Source organism: Nonomuraea sp. NPDC049152, assembly GCF_040648355.1.
GTDB lineage: Bacteria > Actinomycetota > Actinomycetes > Streptosporangiales > Streptosporangiaceae > Nonomuraea.
Genome location: NZ_JBEZDO010000012.1, coordinates 32,347 through 47,231, shown reverse-complemented (window position 1 = coordinate 47,231; position 14,885 = coordinate 32,347). Strand labels below are relative to the sequence as shown.

Genomic DNA, 14,885 nt, shown 5'->3' with positions numbered 1-14,885 from the left:
GGCGCCCGCCAGCCGAGGAGGCGTTCCTCCGCGACGAGCCGCCGTCAGTCCCTCCCCTGCCAGGTCGTCACGCAGGCCTCGTTGCCCTCGGCGTCGGCCAGGACCCAGAACGCGGGCGCCGCCGCGTCGGACAGCAGCATGCCGCCCGCCGCCAGCGCGGCCGCGATGCGGAGCGGCGCCTCGTCGTGCGGCACCGAGACGTCGAAGTGGACCCTGTTGCGCTGCGGCCGGGGCGCGTCCATCTGCTGGAACCAGATCGCGGCCCCCTGGCCCACCGGGTCGACGAGGGCGTCCTCGGGCCCGGACGCGCCGGCTTCGTGGGCGTAGCCCATGACCGCCTTCCAGAACGGGCGGATGGCGGCGATGTCGAGGGCGTCGATCGCGATCTCGACCATCTGCACCGACCGCGGCCCCTGATCACCGATCTCGGGGTCGGCGCGCAGTCCCAGCTCGCTCACCGCCGCGGAGAGCCGGTGGGCGAGGTCGATCTCCAGCGGCGTCACCCAGCCGGTGGCGAGCGACTGGAGCGTGAGGACCACCCGGTCCCCGCGCACGTCCATCCACAGGCTTCCGTCGCCTTCGCCGCCCGCCGTGGCCGCCACGCGGGCGGCGACCTCGGCCGCCCGCGCCAGTGACGTCACGGGCACCGACGTGCGCACGGCTCCCAGCACGAAGCGCCAGCCCGAGCCGCCGACGGCGTCCGAGATCTCCCGCCTGCTCAGTCTCAGTGTCATGCCGACATGATCCCAGCGGCTCAGGCGTGGGCGGCCTCGTCAAAGGCGAGCCGGGACTTCGCCACGTACGCGCGGTGCTCCTCGGCCCACCGCATGAGCGAGCTGACCTCGACCGACAGTGTCGCGCCCGCCGGGGTCAGCTCGTAGTCCACCCTGGGCGGGGAGGTCGGCGTCACGGTACGGGCCACCAGCCCGTCCCGCTCCAGGCTCCGCAGGGTCAGGGTGAGCATCCGCTGGGAGATCCCCTCGATGGCCCGCCGCAGCTCGGAGTAGCGCCGCGGCCCGGTGCCGAGCAGCGCCATGACCAGCACGCTCCACTTGTCGCCGACCCGATCGAGAACGTCGCGCAGCTCGCAGGTCTCGGGCAGGTCGCGCACATCGATGTGCGTTGGGCGGGGCAATGTGCCGTCTTCCGTCATCCCGGCATTGTGCAACAGACTCTTGGCACGCACAAGAAGTAACCAACGCACAGAAGGTAAGGATGGATCGGATATGCGAGCGGTAGCGTTCCACGATTTCGGCGCCACCCCCACGAGCATCGAGCTGCCCGTGCCCGAGCCCGCCGCGGGCGAGGTGCTCGTCCAGGTCGTGGCCTCATCGGTCAACGGGTTCGACCTGGCCGCGCTGGGCGGCTACCTCAAGGGCGTCTACGAGTACGAGTTCCCCGTGGTGATCGGCAAGGACTTCGCCGGCAGGGTGGCCGCGACGGGCGAGGGAGTGACGGGACTGGCCGTCGGCGACGAGGTGTTCGGTGTCGTGCTGCGGCCCACACTCGGGCAGGGCGGCTTCGCCGAGTACGTGGCGGTGACCGCGGACCACGGCATCGCCCCCATCCCCGACGGGCTCGACCACGCGCAGGCGGGGGCGCTCGGCCTGGCCGGCACCGCCGCCCTCAACGCGGTCGACGCGGTCGCGCCGCTCGCCGGGGAGACGGTGCTCATCTCGGGCGCGACCGGCGGCGTCGGCGCGTTCGCGATCCAGCTGGCCGTCGCTCGCGGCGCCACCGTCATCGCCACCGCCGCGCCCGGCGAGCAGACCGCGTTCGTCACCGGGCTCGGCGCCCACCACGCCGTCGACCCCGCCGACCTGGCCGTACGGGTGCGAGAGCTCGCCCCTGACGGCGTGGACGCCGCGCTGCACCTCGCGGGGGACGGTGACGCGGTGGCGGCGCTGCTCGCCCCGGGCGGCCGGTTCGTCTCCACCATGCACCACGCCCCCGACACGGCCGCGGGCGGCATCACGGCGAGCACGGTCATGGCCGACCCGAGCAGGGCGACGCTCGACAGGCTCGCCGCGGACGTGGTCGCGGGCCGGCTCCGCGTTCCCGTCGCCAGGGTCTACCCGCTGGAGGAGAGCGGGCGCGCCATCGCCGACTTCACCAACGGGACGATGGGCAAGCTCGGCATCACGATCTGAATGAATGCTTTCGTCCAGGTGTGAGCAGGTACGGGAGCTATTTGACCGGTATTTATCGATCACGTGATTTGCCGAGCAGATCCCGGATCCTAATGTCACCTGTATGACGTCAGCAAAAGGGGGTGAACGGGAGCGCATCCTCCATGCCGCGATCAGGCTGTTCGCCGCCCTCGGCTACGACGCGACCGAGATCGGGCAGATCGCGGAGGCGGCGGGGTTGAGCACGAAGGCCGTGAGCTCCCAGTTCGGCGCCAAGCGCGATCTCTATCTCGCGGTCATGGAGCGCGCCCACAGGATTCACGCGGCCGTCGTGGAGGCGAGGGTCAAGGATCTGCAGGCCGCCCCGCCGGAGGAGAAGGTGGGGGCGATACACCGGTTCATCGATGCCTACATCGACTTCTCCGCCGATCACCCCGAGGTGCCCGCGCTGTGGATGCACCGGTGGCTGTCCGACGCCCGCGACGTCAGCAACCTCGAGGCGGAGTACGTGCAGCCGCTGGCCGAGTTCGCCATCGAGAACATCATCCCGGCGACGAAGGCGGAGGACGCCGACGTGCACTACACGATCAACACTCTGGTCTGGTGCGTGCACGGGTTCGTCCTCAGCGGGGTGTTCGACGCGGCGGGGCGGCGGCGCGGCCCCGACGACCCGCGTGCCCTGCGACGGTTCCGCGCTCACATGCACCAGATGATCCACCGCACCCTCGGCCTGCCGGGATCGCCTCCCCCGATCACTTGACGATCTCGGCGAACGCCTCGACGAACGGGCGCTGCTCCTGGCCGACGTGGTGCAGGTAGATCTCGTCGAACCCCTGCTCGCCGTACGAATTCAGGAGCTCCGCGTGGCGGCCCACGTCGGCGGAGACGTGCACGACCTCGGCCACCTTCTCGGGCGCGACGTCCTTGGAGATGATGTCGAACAGCTCCACGCTGTCCAGGTCCCAGCAGACCGGTGGAGGGAAGACGTTCGAGCGCCACTGGTCGTGGGCCACCCGGAGCGCCTCCTCCTCGGTGGGAGCCCAGCTCAGATGGATCTGCACCCGCAGCGGGCCGCGCCCGCCCGCCTCCCTGTAGGCCCGCGCCACGTTCGCCGCCTGCGGCCCGCCCACGGTGATCAGCCCGTCGGCCCACTCGGCGCACCAGCGCGCGGTCTCCTCGCTCACCGCCGCGCCGACCAGCGCGGGCGGCTCGGCCGGGAGCGTCCACAGCCTGGCCCTGTCCACCGTGACGAGCCCGTCGTGGGTGACCTCCTCCCCTGCCAGCAGCGCCCTGATCACCTCCACGCACTCGCGCAGTCGCGCGTTGCGTACCTTCTTGCGCGGCCACGGGTCGCCGGTGATGTGCTCGTTGGAGGCCTCACCGCTCCCGAGCGCGGCCCAGAACCTGCCGGGATACATGGCGGCGAGGGTGGCGACGGCCTGCGCGATGATCGCCGGGTGGTAGCGCTGACCTGGCGCGTTGACGACGCCGAACGGCAAGGACGTGCGCTCGAGCGCGGCGCCGAGCCAGGACCAGGCGAACCCCGACTCGCCCTGCCTGGAGCTCCACGGCGAGAAGTGGTCCGACGACATGGCCGCGCCGAACCCGGCCTCCTCGGCGTCCGCGACCGCTTCGAGGAGGGCCAGGGGCGAGATCTGCTCGTGCGAGGCGTGGAATCCATACGTTGGCATGACACCGCCGCTACCCGATCACGCTCGTGGTGAACCTCGTGGCCCGTTGGCCTCGCGCTCGTCGCCCTTCAGGGGGGATGCTTGGCTATATGTCCGCATCGTCACGTTCGTGACATGGGAGGCGTCATGAATACCAAGGAGTGGACCGTCAAGATCCTCATCACCGAGGACGACGAGGACAAGCGCACCTCGGCCACCGCCGTGCTGTACGCGCCGGCCAATCGGCGCCACGAGAGCGTCGGCTACGCCCGCCGCAACCCCGACGACCGTCCCGTCCCCGAGATCGGCGACGAGCTGGCGGCGGGGCGCGCGCTGATGGACCTGGCCGACAAGCTCCTCGGCGACGGAGCCGAGGACGTCGCCGAACTCTCGGGCCCCGCCCGAGCCGTCTGAGATTCGCGCGACTGAGCCTCGAGGCGGGCCGTACCTCTGGCCGTCCGCCAGGACCGGCCCGCCCTGGCACGTGAGGCTCAGGCGCGGATGGGCGCGCCCACCTCGTGCAGGTGCCTGAGCATCTCCCTGTACGACTCGATCAGGCCCGTCTCGTAGTACGGCACGTCGATCTCGGCGCAGTGCCGGCGGACGATGGACTGCGCCAGGCGCAGGTGCGGCGTCGGCATGTTCGGGAACAGGTGGTGCTCGATCTGGTAGTTCAGCCCGCCCATCGCGACGTCGACGAACCGGCCGCCACGCACCCCGCGCGTGGTCAGCACCTGACGGCGCAGGTAGTCCAGCTTCTCGCCGGGCTTGAGCGTGGGCATGCCCTTGTGGCCAGGGGCGAACACCGATCCCATGTAGACGCCCCAGAGCCCCTGGTGCACGGCGAGGAAGATCAGCGCCTTGACCGGCGAGAGCACCAGGAACAGCGCGCCGAGGTAGCCGGCGACGTGCAGGACGAGCAGCGCGCCCTCGACGAGCCGGTGCTTCGTCTTCGGCTTGAACAGCGCGCGGAAGCCCGAGACGTGCAGGTTCAGGCCTTCGAGCAGCAGCAACGGGTAGAACAGCGCCGCCTGGCGGCGGCCGACGAACCTGGCGACCCCTCTGCTCACCCTGGCCTGGTCCGTGGACCAGACCAGGATGTCGGGAGCGACGTCGGGGTCCAGCTCCTCGTGGTTGGGGTTGGCGTGGTGCCTGGTGTGCTTGTCCATCCACCAGCCGTAACCCATGCCTACGAGGAGGTTGCCGGCGATCCACCCGGCGAACCTGCTCGGGCGTTCGGTGCGGAAGACCTGGCGGTGGGCGATGTCGTGCCCCAGGAGCGCGACCTGCGCGAACATGATCGCGAAGAAGGCGGCCACGAGGATCTGCCACCAGGAGTCGCCGAGCGTGAAGAAGGCGGTCAGTCCCCCGGCGTACAGGCCGCCGACCGCGACCATCCTGGCCGTGTAGTAACCGGGCCGCCGCCGCAGCAGCCCCGCCGCGGTCACTCGCTGGAGGAGCTGGGCGTAGTCGCTGCCGGTCGCGGGCCTGACAGTCTGGTCAATGGTCATAGGGGCGAGTCTGTAGAAGATCTCTCCCGCGGGTAATGCCGCTGTCCCCCACGTCGGCAGGGGGGCTAGCACTACCGGCCAGATGGGCGGCGTCGGCCGGGGTAGGAGTTGAACGCGTCGGCGCTGTCACCGGTCCACCCTCCTTGGACAAGACGCTCTACGCCACGGTGGCGACCTTGTCCTCGGCGAACGACACCTTCGTCTCCACGCTCCGCCACGCGTCGGCCAGCTGCTCCAGGCCCTCCTGTGCGGGATCAAGACCATCAAGATCAACCCCAGGCTATCGGCCCCAGGCGTCAAAAATCCTGTCAACTGTCAACGCCGTCGTGGAGGAAGGCGAGCGCGTCGCGGGCGAAGCGCCTGTCGGTGAACGTCGCGCTGTGGCCGCGGTTGTCGTAGACCACGAGCCGGGCGCGGGGAATGCCTTCGGCGGTCTGCCTGGCCAGCTCCAGCGGGTAGACCAGGTCCCTCGCCCCCTGGATCAGCAGCGTAGGGGCGGCGATCTCGCCGAGCCTGCCGCGCAGGTCGAAGCCGTCCTCGGCGTGGAGCACGGCGACCGCGTCCGTGCGGTCCTCGCCTGCGCCGTCCGACAGCCACAGCAGGGGTCTGAGCAGCCGCCTGCCCAGTGGCGAGGTGGTGACGATGTCGGCCAGCGCGGGGCTGGGGCGGCGCCCGTCCAGCGCGCGTTCCATGTAGGCGCGTTGCGCCTGACGGCCGAGCGGGCCGAGGGTGTGTGCCGTGCCGCCGAGGACCAGTCGGTCGACCAGCCCCGGGTGGTCGGCGGCGAGCTGGAGCGCGATGGATCCGCCGGTGGAGATGGCCAGCACGGGCACGGGACCCTCGAAGGCGGCGGCGAACCGCTCGGCGTACACGGCCCCCAGCTCGGGCATCGTGATCGCGGGCGGCAGCCCCTTGGGGCGGTTGACCAGGCGCACGTCGAAGCGGCCGGCGAACGGCCGCAGCATCCGCATGGCCGACCAGCGGGCGCTCCCGGTGATCTCACCGCCCCGCGGGGTGAAGAGCAGGACGGCCAGCGGCGGGGCGCTCACCGAAACCCCTGAAGCGTGGAGACCCCAGGATTCATCCGTGGGGAGGAAGTCACGAGGTCAGGCCTTCGGTCACGGCGTCGATCAGGCGCTCCATCACCGCGGGGTAGAGCTCCTTGCCCAGGTGGTCGGCGTGCAGCGGGGTGAGCAGCACCGCGCGGAGCACACCCAGCAGCACCTCGGGATCGCCGTCGAGGCGGGTGCCCAGGAACTCCAGCAGGTCGCCCATCGGGCCGCGGGCCGCCATGGCCATCCGCTCGGGGGTGAGCCTGGCCGCGACGGCGGCCATCTCCTCGGGGTGCGCCATGAGCCTGCGGTAGAGCGGGTTGGCCTCCAGCTCGGCGACGGTGGCCCGCAGGAAGCGGCGCAGCGCGTCGCGCGGGTCGCCGCCCCTGAGCAGGGCCTCGTCGATGACGCGCCGCCTGACCTGCTCGTTCTGACGGAGCGCGGCCTCGAAGTAGAGGTCTTCCTTGGAGGGGAAGAAGGCGTAGAGGGAGGTCTTGGCGATCCCCGCGGGCGCGGTCAGCTCCTCCAGCGAGGTCTTGCGCAGTCCCTGGGTGGAGAACAGGCGCGTGGCGGTGTCGAGCAGGCGCTCGGTGATCCGCTCGCGCTCCTCCTCGGTGAAGGCGGCCGGCATGGCTATCTCCGTATGAACGAATTGGTTTTTCGTTCATAGTAGCCGAGGGCGTATCCCGTCGCCTTCATGCGATCACGATCCGACGCACCCACTTGGTCTGCTGGACGCCGGGCCGGTTGGGGCGGTCAGCGGACTGTAAGAAGCGGGCGGTACGGCGAGCGCCGTACCGCCCGGGTGGAGCTATCCGCAGTGCTCGAAGGGACTGTCATAGACGGACGAGCCCGCCTTGCCGCCCCACTTGACGCACTTGTCGGCCGCGGTGGCCCGCACGGGACCCGCGTAGTACTCGAAGCTGCCCGAGTCGGTGACGCGGGTCTTGCCCTGCACCTCCAGGTATGCGGTGGTGGCGGTGGGCGTGCCGAGCGAGCTCTTCTTGATCGTGGCCACGCAGTTGTTGCCGTTGGCCGTGTTGTACAGCAGGTAGACCGTGCCCGCCGTGCCCAGGGCCGCCGAGTCGATCACCTTGTAGCCGCTGCCGCACACCGACTCGGCGGTGTGCGGGTTGCCGCCGCCGCTTCCGCCGGTGACGTACTGCATGTACTTGGTCCAGTCCCAGTTCGGGCCCGGGTCGGTGTGGTCGGACTCGGGGACCTGGTTGTGCCCGACGATGTGGGTGCGGTCCTTGGGGATGCCGTACCGGTCGGCGATGTTGCGGGTCAGCGCCGCCGAGGCCCGGTACATCGAGTCGGTGAACCACGAGGCGTTGTTGACGTAGCCCTCGTGCTCGATGCCCACCGAACGCCTGTTGTAGGTGCCCGCGTGGAAGGCCCTGTCCTTCTCCCTGACCATCTGCGTGATGTCACCGTCGGAGGAGCGGACGACGTAGTGCGCCGACGTGGGCTTCGGCCTGGGCCCGGTCTGGAACCAGGAGATCGTCCCTGCGTAGGAGCCCTGGGCCACGTGGATGACGATGCGGTCGATCACGTCGCTGGTGGGACGGTTGGAGACCGCGTAGTTGCTGCTGTGGGCGGGCACCCAGTGAGCCGACGGGTAGTCCACGGCCGCGGCCGCGGCGCTGCGGTTCAGGTCCCGCGCCTTGGCGTACGCGCCGCGGTCGGGCTGGACGGAGCGCGGCTCCACGGTGACGGTCTCACCGGCGGGCGTGTCTGTGTCGACGCCTTCGGCAAGCAGTTCGTAGACGGTGTCGGCGTACAGCCTGGCCACGTCGGGCGAGGCGGCGTTGCCGTACTTGGCCACCGCGGGGTACCACTTGGCCGCGTCCTTGCGGGCCGTGGCGTCCAGGCCGACCTCGTCGGCGTAGGCGCGCAGGACGGCCGCGCCGCCCGCGATGTTGGCCGCGTCGTCGGCCTTCAGCGTGGAGACGGGCTGGTTCGTCAGCTTGGCCGCGCGCTCCAGCGTGTGGACGGTGGGGTTGCTGACCAGGTGCATCACGCCGTAGCCGCCGCTCGCGCTGGGCTCGCCTTCGTGCCCGTCGAGGTGGGTCTCGGCGTAGGCGAGCGTGACCAGCAGGTCGCGCGGGACCTCGTAGGTCGTGGCCGCGCGGGCGAACGCGTCGGTCACGGGATCAGCGGAGACGGCGTTCGCCGGCTGTCCCATCAGGAGGGAGAGGGGGATGAGCGAGCCGGTCAGCAGGGCAGCCGAACGGCGGAGTCGAGCCTTCACAGGATCTCCTCGGTGGAATGGGGGGTTGATCGAAAAGCCGGCTCCCGCGAGGGGAGCCGGTGCTCACGCATCAGCTGCCGCAGTGCTCGAAGGGGCTGTTGTAGGCGTCCGAGCCTGCCTTGCCGCCCCACTTGACGCACTTGCCGGGCGCGCTCGCCCGAACGGGGCCCGCGAAGTAGTCGAAGCTGCCGGTGTCGGTGATGCGGGTTTTGCCCTGCACTTCCAGGTACGCGCTGGTGGCGGTGGGCTTGCCCAGGGAGCTCTTCTTGATCGTGGCGACGCAGTTGTTGCCGTTGGCCGCGTTGAACAGCAGGTAGACGGTGCCGGCCGTGCCCAGGGCGGCCGAGTCGACCACCTTGTAGCCGCTGCCACAGACCGACTGGGCGGTGTGCGGGTTCGTGCCGCCGCCGCCTCCGCCGCCGCCGCACTTGTTGTTCGAGGTGAGAGTTTGCACCCCGGCCGTGTAGTTGAACGTGGATCCGTTGAAGACGGCCTTGCGGATGTTGCCGGGGTAGCCCGCGCCCTGACGCACTTCGTAGTGCAGGTGGGGCGAGATGTTGTTGCCCGGCCTGCTGGTGTTGCCGACCGTGCCGATCTTCTGGCCCTGGGCGACGTGCGCGCCCGCGCTGACGGCGCGGTTGGTCAGGTGCGCGTAGAAGGTCGTCCAGCCGCCGCCGTGGTCGATCTTGACGAGGTTCCCGAATCCGTTGAGGGAACCCTGGTGGGAGGAGATGACGACGGTGCCCGCCGCGGCCGCCACGACGGTGTCTCCGCGGTCGGCGTCGGCCGTGCTGCCCCTGTTGAAGTCGATCTCGTAGGCTCTGTGGGCGCTGCTCCCGGTGTTCTTGCCGGTCCAGACCTGGCCGCAGGGGAAGGGGAGCTGGAAGTTGGTCGACGCCATGACCGTCACCGATCGCTCGGCCACCGTGGCCTCGTTCGGCGGGTCGTTGTTCTCGTCGGGCGCGGCGGTCGGCGTGGCCGTCGGGCTCTGCGTCGGCGTGGGGCTCGTCGTCGGGCTCGGCGTGGGGCTGGCCGGGAGGTTCGCGGCGGCCGCGGCCCCCGCGCCGGTGAACCCGAGAAGGCCGGGTAAGAGAACGCATCCAGCAGTGATCATCAGCTTGAGTCTCACGGTGGTCCTTTCTGGATGCCGGCGGGCGTGCGGCGCCGCCGGCAAGGAAGGGGTCGGCCGCGGCACCACGCAGTGAGGTGCGTTTCGCGGCCATTCGCCCGCCGATGTGCTTCGCACATCAGGCGGAGGAGCCCGTCACGGTTCACTCACCGATCAGGGTGGCGTTGGCTCCTGAGCTGAAGTGGTGATCAGCTTGCCACGCCACCACCGGAAAAGTGGAGATATCAGGCCAATTTGCTTACCAAACACGCGATTACGAGCATCCAGGCCTGCTCCTGCCTGCGAAAACGCAAGATTTTTCGTCTGAGAGCCGCGCCCTATCCGCAGGCATGCCGAAGCGGGCCTCCACGCCGGTCGTGAGCGCGCGGCGCGAAGGCCCGGATACGGCGGGCGGTCAGCCCGCGAGCAGCTTGTCCACCGGGACGACCTGTCGCGGAATGCTGGGGCTCGACCAGCGCAGTTCGGCGATGGCGTCGTAGCCCTTGTCGTAGAACTCCATCTTGATGTCGTGCGCTCCCGCGCTCAGCGCGATCTGGCCGGTGTCGTCGCGCTTGGAGTGGTCGGTCCAGTTGTCGACGAGCAGCCTGCCGTCCACCCACAGCCGCACACCGTCGTCGCTGGTGGTGATGAAGGTGTAGGTCTCGGCCCTGTCCGCCACGACCTTGCCCGTCCATCGCGCGCTGAAGGTGTCGGGCGCGATGGCCGGGGCAGGGCTGCCCGAGCCCCAGTCGAAGTTCACGGTGGGGTCGATCCTGCCGACGGTGGCGCCGCTGAGGTCGGCGTTGTCGAAGTAGGTCGCGGACAGCCCCTGCTGGTCGATCACCAGCGTCGTCACCGAGCCAGGCGGCAGCGTCACGGTGGCCTTGCCGGCCGCGATGGCCGCGGTGCCCGTCTTGTGCGGGACCCAGGCGTCGGACGTGCTCTGCCAGACCGCCGCGGTCCCCGCCGTCACGCCGGTGAGCGCGAGTGCCGCCTCGACGGGCTCCGCGCCGACGTTGACCATCACCACGTTCTTGGCCTGGTCGGAGGCGAACACGTGCAGCTTGTCGCTGTTGGCGCTCGCCTGCACGACCTTCTTGCCGAAGGGCCTGAACAGGCCTTCACCCGTGTACATGCCGATGCCGTGGTAGATGGGCAGCGGCTCGCTGCGCGGGATGCCGCCCTCACCCTTCGTGCTGGTCAGGCCGAGCTGGCCGTTCTTGTCGCCGTACTGGAAGGCGGCGGCGCCGGCGTGCAGCATCTGTCCGAGCGCCGCCGCGCCCCACACGGTGTTGAAGTGCGTCAGCGTACGGTGACCGTCGTCGTCCTTGAAGTCGGAGTTGAACTCGCCGATCTGCAGCTCGATCGGGTGGCCGAGGATGGACTCGGCCAGGGCGCTCACCTGCTTGATGTCGGTCTCGTACGAGCGGATCACGTCGCCGAGGAGCGCCTCGTCGGTGATGGGCTCGTCGCCGTTGCCGTAGTCGTGGTAGTCGAGGAAGTCGACCCGGTCGCCGGCGCCCTGCAGGAGGGCCCTGATGTGGTCGAGGTCGTTCCACGCCGTGGCGGGGCCGCCCACCTTCACCGCGGGGTTCTCGGCGTGCAGCGCGTCGGCGAGCATGGTGAAGCGCCTGGTGTACTCGGCCGCCGGCATCTCCGGCTTGTCGGGGGTGCAGGTGCAGTTGAGCTCGTTGCCGAGGATGAACCGCTGGATCGGCTTGCCCGTGGCGGCGAAGTGCCGGTAGAGGGCCACGGCGTCGTCGCGGTTGACCTCCGCGGTCTGCCGGCCGTCCACCTGGAGGATGACGACGGGCTCGGCGCCCAGGTCGCGGATGGCGGTGATCCAGGCGTCTCCGGTCACGTCCGTGGCGCACTTGTAGCCGCCGCAGACGATCGGGCTGGTGTGGTTTCCCGGCTCCTGGTAGTGGAGCTCGATTCGCATCCGGCCCACTCCGAGCTTGCGCAGGTGGTCGCGGTGCTTGGTGTCGTTGGTGATGTACGAGCCCTCGCCGTACCCGGTGATCGAGACGCCGAAGTCGGCGGGAGAGATCGTCCGGAGCGGCTTGGTGAAGTCCACCGAGACGGTGGCGGCCACGGCCGCCCCCGCCGGTGCGCCCGCCGGCCAGATCACCGCGACCGCGGCTAAGCCGCTCGCGAGAACGCCGCGCAGGGTGCGGCGTGCCAGTGCACTCATCCTTCTCCTGTCAGAAATGTCCACAAGATCCCGTGGATCATGACATAGCCGGATGACCGAGGAGTTACATGTGGACGATTTCCTTTCCTGTTACTCTCCGCGACATCGCCGCTACCACCCTGCCCTGATCGACACACGGTGATCGGCCGCCGACCATGCGTTCGCGCTGCCCAGCGAGGGCGGGCTCAGGCGAGCTTCGCGCAAGGGCAGGCGCTGCGGCTGTCACCGAGCGCGACGCCGGCGACCCAGCGCGGAGCGGGTTGACTATCCGGACCGCGGTCCGCTAGCTTGAACGCACCAGCAAGCGGACCATAGTCCAGTTAGGAGCGGTCATGTTTCGGATGGCCATCGCGGCCGCGGCGCTCGCCGTCATGACGGCGGGACCGGCGGCGGCAGTCGCGGACCCCGCACCGGCCCATGACAGGGTCGTCTTCAAGCACGCGGGCAAGCGCGGCACCCCCTGCGAGGGGCTCCCCGGCTGCACGTTCGTGCAACTGAAGGGCGACCCGAGGACCGGCCCGTCAGAGGCGATGTTCACGCTCAAGGCGGGCACGCCGTTCGCCCCGCACTGGCACACCAGCCCCGAACACGTCGTCGGCGTCGCCGGCACGATGCTGTGGAACGTCAAGGGCCACAAGACCTACAGGGTCGGCGCGGGCGACTTCCTGTACTACCCGTCCAAGGCGGTGCACTCGGGCCGGTGCGCCGCTGGAGCCGACTGTGTCTACTACGTCTACGACTCCGAGCCCTACGACTTCCATCCCGCCGAGCGATAGGGCGGCTCATCCTTCGCCGTGCAACCGCCGGCGCAGCGCGAGGTACTCCCGCCCCTCCGTGGTGATCGCCACGTAGTGCCCGAGGTCGAACTCGTCGTCGCGGTCGGCATGGTCCTGCGGGATCGCGTTCAGCCCCCTGGGGTCCTTCGGCTCGATGAACCCCATCGCGTCCAGGCGCTCCAACTCCAGTTGGAGCTTGTGGTCCCGCCTGAACCTGACCCAGGCAGGCTCCTGCCCCGCCAGCTTGCTCAGGTGGCCCCACTCGTACTTGGTCACCACGCCGGTCAGCGCCACCCGCAGCGCCTCCACCTCGGACTCCAACGCGCTCTGCCTGGCCTCGGCCCTGGCCAGGCGAGCGCTGACCCCGCCCGACCCCACGGACAGGTCCGTGATCGAGTAGGAGGAGGCCGACAGCCAGGCACCCGCGAGGAGGGCGAGCGCCAGGATGATCTCGGGGATGCCGAGCCGGTCGCCCTCGGGCACCAGTCCCAGCGGGACGGCCAGGACGTAGGCGAGATACACCGCGGCGATGACCGCCGCGCAGACCATGCCCAGGCGGCGCAGCGCCGTCTCCACCATGGGTCCACCTCCGGCCCGAGGAGCGGCGGCCGCCCGGCCGCCTGCCCACAGGGTCGCCTCGCCGGGCGTCCGCGTCAATGACTCACTCGAGGGCCGCGGCCGCGTCGGGCACGCGGGTCTCGGCCAGGCGCGGCGGACGCCGGTAACCAGTGGAGGGCGGCCGCTCCGGGACCGTCAGCCCGGGCCGCCGTACCTCGTCGTAGGGGATCGTGGACAGCAGGTGGGAGATCATGTTGATCCTGGCCCGCCGCTTGTCCTCGCTCTCCACGTCATACCAGGGCGCCTCGGGAATGCTGGTGTGGATGAGCATCTCGTCCTTGGCCCTGGAGTACTCCTCCCACCTGGTGATCGACTCCAGGTCCATCTCCGACAGCTTCCACTGCCGCATCGGATCCTCGAGCCGATCGCGGAAGCGCCGCTCCTGCTCCTCGTCGCTCACCGAGAACCAGTACTTGCGCAGCAGGATGCCCTCCTCGACCAGCAGCCGTTCGAAGATCGGGCACTGGTGAAGGAACCTCGCGTACTCCTCCTGCGTGCAGAACCCCATCACACGCTCGACGCCGGCCCTGTTGTACCAGCTGCGATCGAACAGCACGATCTCCCCCGCGGCGGGCAGATGCTGCACGTACCGCTGGAAGTACCACTGCGATCGCTCCCGCTCGGTGGGCGCGGGCAGCGCCACGATCCTGGCGACCCGCGGGTTGAGGTACTCGGCCACCCGCTTGATGGTGCTCCCCTTGCCGGCCGCGTCACGCCCCTCGAAGATCACAACGACCCGGCGGCCCTCGACGCGCACCCACTCCTGCAGCTTCACCAGCTCGGCCTGCAGGCGCAGGAGCTCCTTCTTGTACGGCTTGCCCGGCAGTTTGTCCCGTCCCATGCCATCGGATCGTAGACGGGGGCCTCAGCGAGCGCTCAACGTCATGGCCGCCACGGCGAGCAGCAGCCCTCCCGACACGGCGGTCAAGCGCCGGGCGGCCTTCGGCGTACCCGTGAGCGCCTGTCCCGCTCGGGCGGCGGCGAGGGCCAGCAGCCCGTAGATGAGCGCGCAGCCCAGGACGTGCAGCATCCCGAGCACGGCGAGCTGGACGCCCATCGGCACGCTCCCGCCCGGCACGATGAACTGCGGCATCAGCGACAGGTAGAGCAGCAGCCCCTTGGGATTGAGCAGCGCGGTCAGCATGCTCTGGCGCAGGACGGCACGCCCGGGCTCGGGTTCGAGCGCGGCCACCGCGCCCCCGGGACGCCGCAAGGTCAGCAGCGTCCGTACGGCGAGCACGACCAGGTAGGCCGCACCCGCGTACCGCACGAGCGGCAACGCCCCTGGCACGGCCCGCAGCGCCGCGGCCAGGCCGACGGCGGCAAGCAGGGTGTGGACGGCGTAGCCCGAGCAGATGCCCGCGACCGCGGTCAGCCCGGCACGCCGCCCCTGGCCCAGGCCGCGCGCGGCCACGTACAGCCAGTCGGGGCCGGGGGTGAGGATCAGCAGCAGGTCCACCCCGAGGAACAGGAGCAAGGTGGTCACGTTCATGCCACGACGCTAGTCCGGTTCGCCCGGCAGCCGATGACCGATTCATGCTGAGATGATCGCGTCCATGGCAGGATATTGCGG

The 14,885-nt window shown here is 70.1% G+C and carries 16 protein-coding genes; 4 read left to right on the top strand and 12 right to left on the bottom strand.

The annotated features are described in order from the left end of the window. Window positions 1-44: 44 nt before the first annotated feature. Together AB0B45_RS22550 and AB0B45_RS22545 are read right to left on the bottom strand one after the other, a co-directional pair. Window positions 45-734: a VOC family protein gene (locus AB0B45_RS22550; RefSeq protein WP_358133482.1), complete on the bottom strand. Its 690-nt coding sequence runs from the start codon at window positions 732-734 to the stop codon at window positions 45-47. A 20-nt stretch (window positions 735-754) separates the two neighbouring features. Further along, the gene (locus AB0B45_RS22545) at window positions 755-1,153 is read right to left on the bottom strand and encodes a helix-turn-helix domain-containing protein (protein ID WP_358133479.1); all 399 of its coding nucleotides are present in this window, start codon (window positions 1,151-1,153) and stop codon (window positions 755-757) included. Between the two features lie 73 nt (window positions 1,154-1,226). On the opposite strand from AB0B45_RS22545, the gene AB0B45_RS22540 reads away from it, so the two are divergent. Beyond that, the gene (locus AB0B45_RS22540; protein ID WP_358133477.1) at window positions 1,227-2,150 is read left to right on the top strand and encodes an NADP-dependent oxidoreductase; all 924 of its coding nucleotides are present in this window, start codon (window positions 1,227-1,229) and stop codon (window positions 2,148-2,150) included. Between the two features lie 103 nt (window positions 2,151-2,253). Then, window positions 2,254-2,889 carry a TetR/AcrR family transcriptional regulator gene (locus tag AB0B45_RS22535; protein ID WP_358133474.1) on the top strand — a complete coding sequence of 212 codons (636 nt, stop codon included), beginning with the start codon at window positions 2,254-2,256 and terminating at the stop codon, window positions 2,887-2,889. Here AB0B45_RS22535 and AB0B45_RS22530 read toward each other — a convergent pair. Then, window positions 2,882-3,820, bottom strand: coding sequence for a TIGR03885 family FMN-dependent LLM class oxidoreductase (locus AB0B45_RS22530; protein WP_358133471.1), 939 nt, complete (start codon window positions 3,818-3,820; stop codon window positions 2,882-2,884). The two genes, AB0B45_RS22535 and AB0B45_RS22530, sit on opposite strands and share 8 nt — an antisense overlap. Window positions 3,821-3,946: 126 nt before the next feature. Here AB0B45_RS22530 and AB0B45_RS22525 point away from each other — a divergent pair, with 126 nt between their 5' ends. Next, window positions 3,947-4,213 (top strand): DUF1876 domain-containing protein, encoded by a 267-nt coding sequence (locus AB0B45_RS22525; RefSeq protein ID WP_358133469.1) that lies wholly within the window; start codon window positions 3,947-3,949, stop codon window positions 4,211-4,213. Window positions 4,214-4,290: 77 nt separating this feature from the next. Here the strand turns inward: AB0B45_RS22525 and AB0B45_RS22520 are convergent, their stop codons facing one another. The 6 genes from AB0B45_RS22520 to AB0B45_RS22495 form a co-directional block, all read right to left on the bottom strand. Beyond that, entirely contained in the window at window positions 4,291-5,310 is a 1,020-nt protein-coding gene (locus tag AB0B45_RS22520; protein ID WP_358133466.1) for an acyl-CoA desaturase, read from the bottom strand. 308 nt (window positions 5,311-5,618) lie between these two features. Further along, window positions 5,619-6,359, bottom strand: a complete 741-nt coding sequence (locus AB0B45_RS22515) for an alpha/beta hydrolase (RefSeq protein ID WP_358133463.1) — start codon at window positions 6,357-6,359, stop codon at window positions 5,619-5,621. A gap of 49 nt (window positions 6,360-6,408) precedes the next feature. Then, window positions 6,409-6,993, bottom strand: a complete 585-nt coding sequence (locus AB0B45_RS22510; RefSeq protein WP_358133460.1) for a TetR/AcrR family transcriptional regulator — start codon at window positions 6,991-6,993, stop codon at window positions 6,409-6,411. A gap of 180 nt (window positions 6,994-7,173) precedes the next feature. Further along, window positions 7,174-8,616 carry an N-acetylmuramoyl-L-alanine amidase gene (locus AB0B45_RS22505; RefSeq protein WP_358133457.1) on the bottom strand — a complete coding sequence of 481 codons (1,443 nt, stop codon included), beginning with the start codon at window positions 8,614-8,616 and terminating at the stop codon, window positions 7,174-7,176. A gap of 70 nt (window positions 8,617-8,686) precedes the next feature. Then, window positions 8,687-9,745 (bottom strand): M23 family metallopeptidase, encoded by a 1,059-nt coding sequence (locus AB0B45_RS22500; RefSeq protein ID WP_358133454.1) that lies wholly within the window; start codon window positions 9,743-9,745, stop codon window positions 8,687-8,689. A 394-nt stretch (window positions 9,746-10,139) separates the two neighbouring features. Beyond that, window positions 10,140-11,918: a PA14 domain-containing protein gene (locus AB0B45_RS22495; RefSeq protein WP_358133451.1), complete on the bottom strand. Its 1,779-nt coding sequence runs from the start codon at window positions 11,916-11,918 to the stop codon at window positions 10,140-10,142. A gap of 332 nt (window positions 11,919-12,250) precedes the next feature. On the opposite strand from AB0B45_RS22495, the gene AB0B45_RS22490 reads away from it, so the two are divergent. Continuing rightward, entirely contained in the window at window positions 12,251-12,694 is a 444-nt protein-coding gene (locus tag AB0B45_RS22490) for a cupin domain-containing protein (protein ID WP_358133449.1), read from the top strand. A 6-nt stretch (window positions 12,695-12,700) separates the two neighbouring features. Here AB0B45_RS22490 and AB0B45_RS22485 read toward each other — a convergent pair whose 3' ends face one another. The 3 genes from AB0B45_RS22485 to AB0B45_RS22475 form a co-directional block, all read right to left on the bottom strand. Further along, window positions 12,701-13,273: a hypothetical protein gene (locus tag AB0B45_RS22485; RefSeq protein WP_358133446.1), complete on the bottom strand. Its 573-nt coding sequence runs from the start codon at window positions 13,271-13,273 to the stop codon at window positions 12,701-12,703. Between the two features lie 82 nt (window positions 13,274-13,355). Continuing rightward, complete coding sequence (gene ppk2, locus AB0B45_RS22480; protein WP_358133444.1) at window positions 13,356-14,153, bottom strand: polyphosphate kinase 2; 798 nt, start codon at window positions 14,151-14,153, stop codon at window positions 13,356-13,358. Between the two features lie 24 nt (window positions 14,154-14,177). After that, window positions 14,178-14,804: a LysE family translocator gene (locus tag AB0B45_RS22475; RefSeq protein WP_358133442.1), complete on the bottom strand. Its 627-nt coding sequence runs from the start codon at window positions 14,802-14,804 to the stop codon at window positions 14,178-14,180. Window positions 14,805-14,885 lie beyond the last annotated feature (81 nt).

Bases quoted from the DNA above. Each gene is read 5' to 3' on its own strand.
- AB0B45_RS22550 (WP_358133482.1), bottom strand. From the start codon at position 734: ATGACACTGAGACTGAGCAGGCGGGAGATCTCGGACGCCGTCGGCGGC.
- AB0B45_RS22545 (WP_358133479.1), bottom strand. From the start codon at position 1,153: ATGACGGAAGACGGCACATTGCCCCGCCCAACGCACATCGATGTGCGC.
- AB0B45_RS22540 (WP_358133477.1), top strand. From the start codon at position 1,227: ATGCGAGCGGTAGCGTTCCACGATTTCGGCGCCACCCCCACGAGCATC.
- AB0B45_RS22535 (WP_358133474.1), top strand. From the start codon at position 2,254: ATGACGTCAGCAAAAGGGGGTGAACGGGAGCGCATCCTCCATGCCGCG.
- AB0B45_RS22530 (WP_358133471.1), bottom strand. From the start codon at position 3,820: ATGCCAACGTATGGATTCCACGCCTCGCACGAGCAGATCTCGCCCCTG.
- AB0B45_RS22525 (WP_358133469.1), top strand. From the start codon at position 3,947: ATGAATACCAAGGAGTGGACCGTCAAGATCCTCATCACCGAGGACGAC.
- AB0B45_RS22520 (WP_358133466.1), bottom strand. From the start codon at position 5,310: ATGACCATTGACCAGACTGTCAGGCCCGCGACCGGCAGCGACTACGCC.
- AB0B45_RS22510 (WP_358133460.1), bottom strand. From the start codon at position 6,993: ATGCCGGCCGCCTTCACCGAGGAGGAGCGCGAGCGGATCACCGAGCGC.
- AB0B45_RS22495 (WP_358133451.1), bottom strand. From the start codon at position 11,918: ATGAGTGCACTGGCACGCCGCACCCTGCGCGGCGTTCTCGCGAGCGGC.
- AB0B45_RS22490 (WP_358133449.1), top strand. From the start codon at position 12,251: ATGTTTCGGATGGCCATCGCGGCCGCGGCGCTCGCCGTCATGACGGCG.
- AB0B45_RS22485 (WP_358133446.1), bottom strand. From the start codon at position 13,273: ATGGTGGAGACGGCGCTGCGCCGCCTGGGCATGGTCTGCGCGGCGGTC.
- ppk2 (WP_358133444.1), bottom strand. From the start codon at position 14,153: ATGGGACGGGACAAACTGCCGGGCAAGCCGTACAAGAAGGAGCTCCTG.
- AB0B45_RS22475 (WP_358133442.1), bottom strand. From the start codon at position 14,804: ATGAACGTGACCACCTTGCTCCTGTTCCTCGGGGTGGACCTGCTGCTG.